This is a genomic window from Formosa sp. Hel1_31_208, from assembly GCF_900104785.1.
Taxonomy (GTDB): Bacteria; Bacteroidota; Bacteroidia; order Flavobacteriales; family Flavobacteriaceae; genus Psychroserpens.
In genome coordinates this window covers 20,514-27,500 of record NZ_LT629733.1, presented here as the reverse complement: position 1 = coordinate 27,500, position 6,987 = coordinate 20,514, and the positions used below count along the sequence as shown (strand labels likewise).

General features: G+C 34.9%; 4 protein-coding genes and 2 rRNA genes (1 of these 6 cut by a window edge). 5 read left to right on the top strand and 1 reads right to left on the bottom strand.

The window, feature by feature from the left end:
* The 3 genes from BLT57_RS00125 to BLT57_RS00115 all read left to right on the top strand — a co-directional run.
* Positions 1 to 606: ribosomal RNA gene (locus BLT57_RS00125) — 23S ribosomal RNA — on the top strand (it extends 2,227 nt beyond the left edge of the window).
* 99 nt (positions 607 to 705) lie between these two features.
* A 5S ribosomal RNA gene (gene rrf, locus BLT57_RS00120) occupies positions 706 to 813 on the top strand.
* A gap of 96 nt (positions 814 to 909) precedes the next feature.
* On the top strand, positions 910 to 3,345 hold the full coding sequence (locus BLT57_RS00115; protein ID WP_091420551.1) for a helix-turn-helix domain-containing protein: 2,436 nt from the start codon (positions 910 to 912) through the stop codon (positions 3,343 to 3,345).
* 53 nt (positions 3,346 to 3,398) lie between these two features.
* Here BLT57_RS00115 and BLT57_RS00110 read toward each other — a convergent pair whose 3' ends face one another.
* Positions 3,399 to 4,541: an acyl-CoA dehydrogenase gene (locus BLT57_RS00110; protein WP_091420547.1), complete on the bottom strand. Its 1,143-nt coding sequence runs from the start codon at positions 4,539 to 4,541 to the stop codon at positions 3,399 to 3,401.
* Between the two features lie 92 nt (positions 4,542 to 4,633).
* Between BLT57_RS00110 and BLT57_RS00105 the strand changes: the two genes are divergently transcribed.
* Together BLT57_RS00105 and BLT57_RS00100 are read left to right on the top strand one after the other, a co-directional pair.
* Positions 4,634 to 5,692: an anhydro-N-acetylmuramic acid kinase gene (locus BLT57_RS00105; protein ID WP_091420544.1), complete on the top strand. Its 1,059-nt coding sequence runs from the start codon at positions 4,634 to 4,636 to the stop codon at positions 5,690 to 5,692.
* Positions 5,693 to 5,758: 66 nt separating this feature from the next.
* Positions 5,759 to 6,985, top strand: coding sequence for a Glu/Leu/Phe/Val dehydrogenase dimerization domain-containing protein (locus tag BLT57_RS00100; protein ID WP_091420542.1), 1,227 nt, complete (start codon positions 5,759 to 5,761; stop codon positions 6,983 to 6,985).
* Positions 6,986 to 6,987: the final 2 nt, after the last annotated feature.

Below are 6,987 nucleotides of genomic sequence, written 5' to 3'. Positions count from 1 at the left end.
GCTTCTAAAGGTTCCCTCAGCACGCTTGGTAACCGTGCGTAGAGTGCAATGGCATAAGGGAGCTTGACTGAGAGACATACAGGTCGATCAGGTACGAAAGTAGAGCATAGTGATCCGGTGGTTCCGCATGGAAGGGCCATCGCTCAAAGGATAAAAGGTACTCCGGGGATAACAGGCTGATCTCCCCCAAGAGCTCACATCGACGGGGGGGTTTGGCACCTCGATGTCGGCTCGTCACATCCTGGGGCTGGAGAAGGTCCCAAGGGTTGGGCTGTTCGCCCATTAAAGTGGCACGCGAGCTGGGTTCAGAACGTCGTGAGACAGTTCGGTCTCTATCTACAGTGGGCGTTAGAAATTTGAGTGGATCTGACTCTAGTACGAGAGGACCGAGTTGGACTAACCTCTGGTGTACCAGTTGTTCCGCCAGGAGCATTGCTGGGTAGCTACGTTGGGAAAGGATAAGCGCTGAAAGCATATAAGCGCGAAACCTACCACAAGATGAGATTTCTTTAAAGGGTCGTGGAAGATTACCACGTTGATAGGCTATAGGTGTAAAGGCAGTAATGTCATAGCCGAGTAGTACTAATAACCCATAGGCTTATTGTACGCCTGTTTTTTTGAGTTACAATTTATTTTTATGATATTTTTTTTCAATATGTTATTTTATACGGTTAAGTAAATCTTATTTACATACACCGAAAGATTTAAGGTGATTATAGCGATGGGGCTCACCTCTTACCATTCCGAACAGAGAAGTTAAGCCCATTTGCGCCGATGGTACTGCATTTGTGGGAGAGTAGGTCGTCGCCTTTTTTGAAACCCTTATCATAATTATATGATAAGGGTTTTTTGTTGTTTATATTTAACCTAAAATAGAGATATTTATGACTTCATTTTAGAGTATAATTTATGAATATTAATAAAGATTTAGAACTAGCGTGGGATTTCGTCAACAATACTGATAGAAATATATTTTTAACAGGTAAAGCTGGTACTGGTAAAACTACTTTTTTACATAAATTAAAAATGAAATCTTTGAAGCGAATGGTAGTAGTGGCTCCTACGGGAGTTGCGGCTATTAATGCCAAGGGTGTGACGATTCATTCATTTTTTCAAATGCCTTTCGGACCTATTTTGCCCAACGCTGATTTAGATAATTCTTCAAATTTTTCAAGAAAGTTCAGTAAAACAAAAATCAATATTATTAAATCATTAGATGTACTAGTCATTGATGAGATTAGTATGGTACGTGCAGACTTACTTGATGGTATTGACAAGGTTTTAAGGCGTTTTAGAAATAGAAATCTTGCATTTGGTGGAGTACAGTTATTAATGATAGGTGATTTGCAACAATTATCTCCTGTAGTTAAAGAAGATGAATGGTATTTATTAAAACCATTTTATAAAAACGCCTTCTTTTTTAGTAGCTTGGCTTATCAAGAATGTCATGCGGTCACTGTGGAACTGAAACATATATATAGACAAGATAATCCTAAGTTTATTGAAATTCTCAATGAAATTAGAACCAATGCACTTACTGAATCTTCTGCTGATGAATTAAATAAAAGATACAACCCAGATTTCGTTCCAAAAGAAGATGAAGGTTATATTTTTTTAACCACTCATAATAATAAGGCTGAGTATACTAATAAAGCTGAACTAGATAGGCTTACTAATAAAACTCAAATATATAATGCTAGAATAGAAGGTAAATTCCCTGAATATTCTTACCCAAATAAAGAAGAATTAATGTTAAAAGTAGGCGCTCAAGTCATGTTTATTAAAAATGATAGCTCTGTCGAAAAACGTTATTTTAATGGCAAGATTGGGAAAGTTGTTTTACTAGATAAGGATGAAGTAGTTGTCAAATGCCCCAATGATGATTTTAATATTAACACCACTCCAGAAGTATGGGAGAATATAAACTATACAGTCGATCCAGAAACAAAAGCAATTACAGAAAATAAGATAGGTTCGTATTCTCAAATTCCTTTACGATTGGCTTGGTCAATTACAATACATAAAAGTCAAGGTTTAACGTTTGAAAAGGCTATTATAGATGCACAAGGTGCCTTTGCTCACGGGCAAACCTATGTGGCTTTAAGTCGCTGTAAAAGTTTAGAAGGGTTAGTATTAAAAAGTAAAATAAGTTCTAGTCAAATCATTAGCGATAATAATGTGATATCATTTAATAAAAAGGCGGAGAATAATCAACCAGATCAAACAATATTACAAGAATCAAAGTCAGAGTTTCAACTTAATTTAATTGCGGAGTTATTTGACTTTTATAAGTTTTTATATCCGTTAAATCGTGTTCTAGATATCTATTATAAGAATAGAGGAAGTATTGAGGGTAATTTTGAATCACCGTTAAATGCAATGAAAGAGGGTGTTACCAATTTGCTTAAAGTGGCTAATGCTTTTAGAGCTCAATTAAGAGAACTTACTGTAATTACATTACCACCAGAATCTAATGTAGACGTTCAAGAACGTTTTAAAAAAGCTATAAATTATTTTAGTGAACAAACGAATACTAATATTGTAGAACCTTTTAAAACTTTAGGTTTTACAACAGATAACAAGGCTGTTGAAAAGGATTTAAATAAACAATTAGATAGTATTGAAGAATTAATTGCAGCAAAACAACTCTATTTTTTAAATTTATCTAATGGGTTTAATGTTAATACGTTTTTAGAAATGCGAGCAAAATCGGTATTTCTTGCTAAGGATAAACCTAAGAAACCGCGAAAAACGGTTATTGACGGCACAACTAATGTTGAGTTATTTGAGTTACTTCGAGAATTGAGGAACGAAATTGCTAACAACAAAGATTTAATACACTATCAAGTATTCACTCAGAAAGCATTGTACGAAATGTGTGAAACATTACCAACCAATAAGAATGAGCTTTTAAGAGTAAACGGTTTTGGGAAAGTGCGTGTTGAAAAATACGGAAATGATATCTTAAAAGTAATACTTAAATATTGTGACGATAATGACATAGAAGCTTTTGAAGACACTGAGATATTTGAAGAACCAAAACCAAAAAGACAAAAAGGAGACACTAAAAGAATCTCTCTCAAATTGTTTAAATCAGGAAAATCTATAGATCAAATAGCTTCAGAAAGAGCATTAAATATAAATACAATAACAGGACATTTAGCTAGCTTTATGGCTTCAGGAGACGTCAAGATTACAGACTTGATTTCTGAAAAACACTATGAAGAATTAAAAGTAATTATTCCAAAGCATACATTCGAAAATCTTTCAGATTTAAAACATCAAATCGACGACAAGTATTCTTTTGCAGAACTGAGATTAGTATTGGAAGATTTGACCAAATAAAAAAAGCTTCATAAGTATATTATGAAGCTTCGTTTTTTATGTGTTTCTATAACTTATCCTTTAATCACACCTCTAGAAATTACAATTTTTTGAATTTCAGAAGTCCCTTCATATATCTGTGTAATCTTTGCATCACGCATCAAACGTTCAACATGGTATTCTTTCACAAAACCATTACCACCATGAATTTGTACAGCTTCTACAGTTTGTTCCATAGCTACCTTACTTGCATATAATTTAGCCATAGCACTAGACATATCGTAATTATTACCATGATCTTTATCCCACGCAGCTTTCATGACTAACATTCGAGCAGCTTCAATTTCAGTGTACATATCAGCTAATTTGAAAGCTATGGCTTGATGGTTACATATTTCAGTACCAAATGCCTTACGTACTTTAGAGTATTTCAAAGCTAATTCATAAGCTCCAGAGGCAATACCTAATGCTTGAGCAGCAATCCCAATTCGTCCGCCAGATAGCGTCTTCATTGCAAATTTAAATCCAAATCCATCGTCACCAATTCTATTCTCTTTAGGAACTTTTACATCATTGAATTGGAGTGTATGTGTGTCACTTCCTCGAATCCCTAATTTATCCTCTTTTGGTCCAATATCAAAACCTTCCATGCCTTTTTCGACTATGAAAGCATTGATCCCTCTGTGTCCTTTTTCTCTATCTGTTTGGGCAATCACTAAGTAAACATCACTTCGACCACCGTTGGTAATCCAGTTTTTGGTGCCATTAATAATATAATGATCTCCCTTGTCAATAGCAGTAGTTGCTTGAGAGGTAGCGTCACTTCCAGCTTCTGGTTCACTTAAACAAAAAGCGCCAATAAACTCACCAGTGGCCAATTTTGTCAAGTATTTTTGTTTTTGTTCTTCGGTACCGTAGGCTTCGAGTCCATAACAAACTAAAGAGTTGTTTACAGAAACCATTACAGATGCAGAAGCGTCAATTTTAGAAAGTTCTTCCATAATAAGAACATATGAAATAGCATCCATGCCACTTCCGCCATATTTTGGATCAACCATAATACCCATAAAACCAAGTTCTCCCATTTTGCGAACTAATTCGTTTGGAAAAGTTTGAGCATTGTCACGCTCTATAACTCCAGGAAGTAATTCGGTTTGGGCAAAATCACGAGCTGCATCGCGAATCATGATATGTTCTTCGGTTAAACTAAAATCCATAGTATATCTAAATTATTGAATTGATAAAAATAGAGTGCAAAGATAAGTCTTTATTGGTATATTTTCAATAAGGATTACTATTTTTACTTAATATGATAAAATCTAGGTACAATATTATTGGAGTGATGTCTGGCACTTCACTCGATGGAATTGATTTAGCACACATAACTTTGGAGTATAACCAAAAATGGACATTCAAAATTCATGAAGCCGAAACAGTTCTTTATTCTAAAAAATGGTTGGTGTTATTAAAAAGCATAGTAAACTGCGCTAAAAAAGAGCTAGATCTTATCAATATTGATTACACAGATTATTTGGGGGAGACCATTCAAAAGTTCATAAACGATAAAAATATAAATGAATTGGATGCCATTTGCTCACACGGACATACAGCGTTACACCGACCAGAAAACGGACTTACATATCAAATTGGGAATCATCCGAAATTAGCTCAAATTGTACAAAACCTAGTTGTTTGTGATTTTCGAATTCAAGATGTGAAGCTTGGTGGTCAAGGTGCTCCTTTAGTACCAATTGGTGATCGATTGTTGTTTTCAGATTTTGATTATTGTATTAATTTAGGTGGATTTGCTAATATTTCTTCCGAATTTAATACCAACAGAATAGCCTATGATATTTGCCCTGTGAATATTGTGATGAATCGCTATGCACATGTTTTAGGATTTGATTTTGATGATGGCGGAGTAATAGCTAAATCTGGAGTAGTTAATCAAGATGTTTTAAATCGTTTGAATACATTGAGCTATTATAAAAAAACACCACCCAAATCATTGGGCTTAGAATGGGTTGAGAAATTTATTTTTCCAATTTTAGAAGCATCTAAACTTTCCGAAAAAGATATTCTGAGAACAGTTGTTGAGCACGTTGCTATTCAAATTGCAAAGAGTATCAAACCTAATTCAAAAGTACTTATTACAGGAGGAGGAACTTACAATAGTTTTCTCCTAGAAAGAATTAAAGTTCATAATGAATGTCATATCACCATTCCTTCAAAAGTTATTATAGAATATAAAGAAGCTTTGATTTTTGGTTTGCTAGGAGTTCTTAAATTGAGAAATGAAATCAATTGTCTATCAAGTGTGACAGGTGCAAAACACAGCCATTCCTCTGGAGAGATATATTATCCATAAAATTATTACAAAATTAATATCTAGCGATTTATAGTTTTTTATATTTGTTACAGAATAACTAACTGCATGAAAGATTTACTTCAGAAGTACGAGGATAAAGAACCTGAAATCATTTTTAATTGGAAAGATCCAGAAACCGAAGCTGAGGGTTGGACAGTAATTAATTCACTCAGAGGTGGCGCAGCTGGAGGAGGAACAAGAATGCGTAAAGGACTCGATATGAACGAGGTTTTGTCCTTAGCTAAAACTATGGAAGTGAAATTCACTGTTTCTGGTCCCGCTATAGGTGGCGCTAAATCTGGTATTAATTTTGACCCAAAAGACCCGCGCAAAAAAGGAGTTTTGGAGCGCTGGTATAACGCGGTATCACCACTATTAAAAAGTTATTATGGTACTGGAGGAGATCTAAACGTCGACGAAATTCATGAAGTCATACCAATAACTGAAGAGAGTGGTGTTTGGCACCCGCAAGAGGGTGTTTTTGAAGGTCATTTTAAACCAACTCAAGCCGATAAAATTAACCGAATTGGTCAATTACGTCATGGTGTAATAAAGGTGATTGAAAACTCAAAGTATTCACCTAGTGTTGCAAAAAAATATACAGTAGCCGATATGATTACTGGTTTTGGTGTGGCTGAAGCGGTAAAGCACTTTTATGACATACATGGTGATTCTGTGGTGGGTAAAAGAGCTATTGTTCAAGGCTTTGGAAATGTTGGAGCGGCGGCGGCCTTTTATTTATCGCAAATGGGAGCCAAGGTAATTGGGATTATAGATATTGTAGGTGGCTTGATTAATGAAGATGGATTTACATTGGAAGAAATCACAGATTTATTTCTTGATAAAACTGGAAATCATTTGGAAGGTGAAAACCTAATTCCGTTTTCAGAGATGAATGAGAAAATATGGTCACTAGAAACTGAAATATTCGCTCCTTGTGCAGCCTCCCGATTAATCACTCAAGATCAAATAGATCAAATGATTAGTACTGGGCTAGAAGTAATTTCATGCGGTGCAAACGTACCATTTGCAGATAAGGAAATTTTCTTTGGAAGTATTATGGAACATACAGATAACAGAGTAAGTCTAATTCCAGATTTTATATCAAATTGTGGAATGGCTCGTGTTTTTGCATATTTCATGGAACGCAAAGTACAAATGACAGATGAGGCTATCTTTAATGATACTTCTGAAACTATTCGGAAAGCATTACAAAAAGTCTACGATAAAAATCATACAAAAACTGGGATAAGTGAAACTGCTTTTGAAATCGCTTTGACCCAACTCATATAACA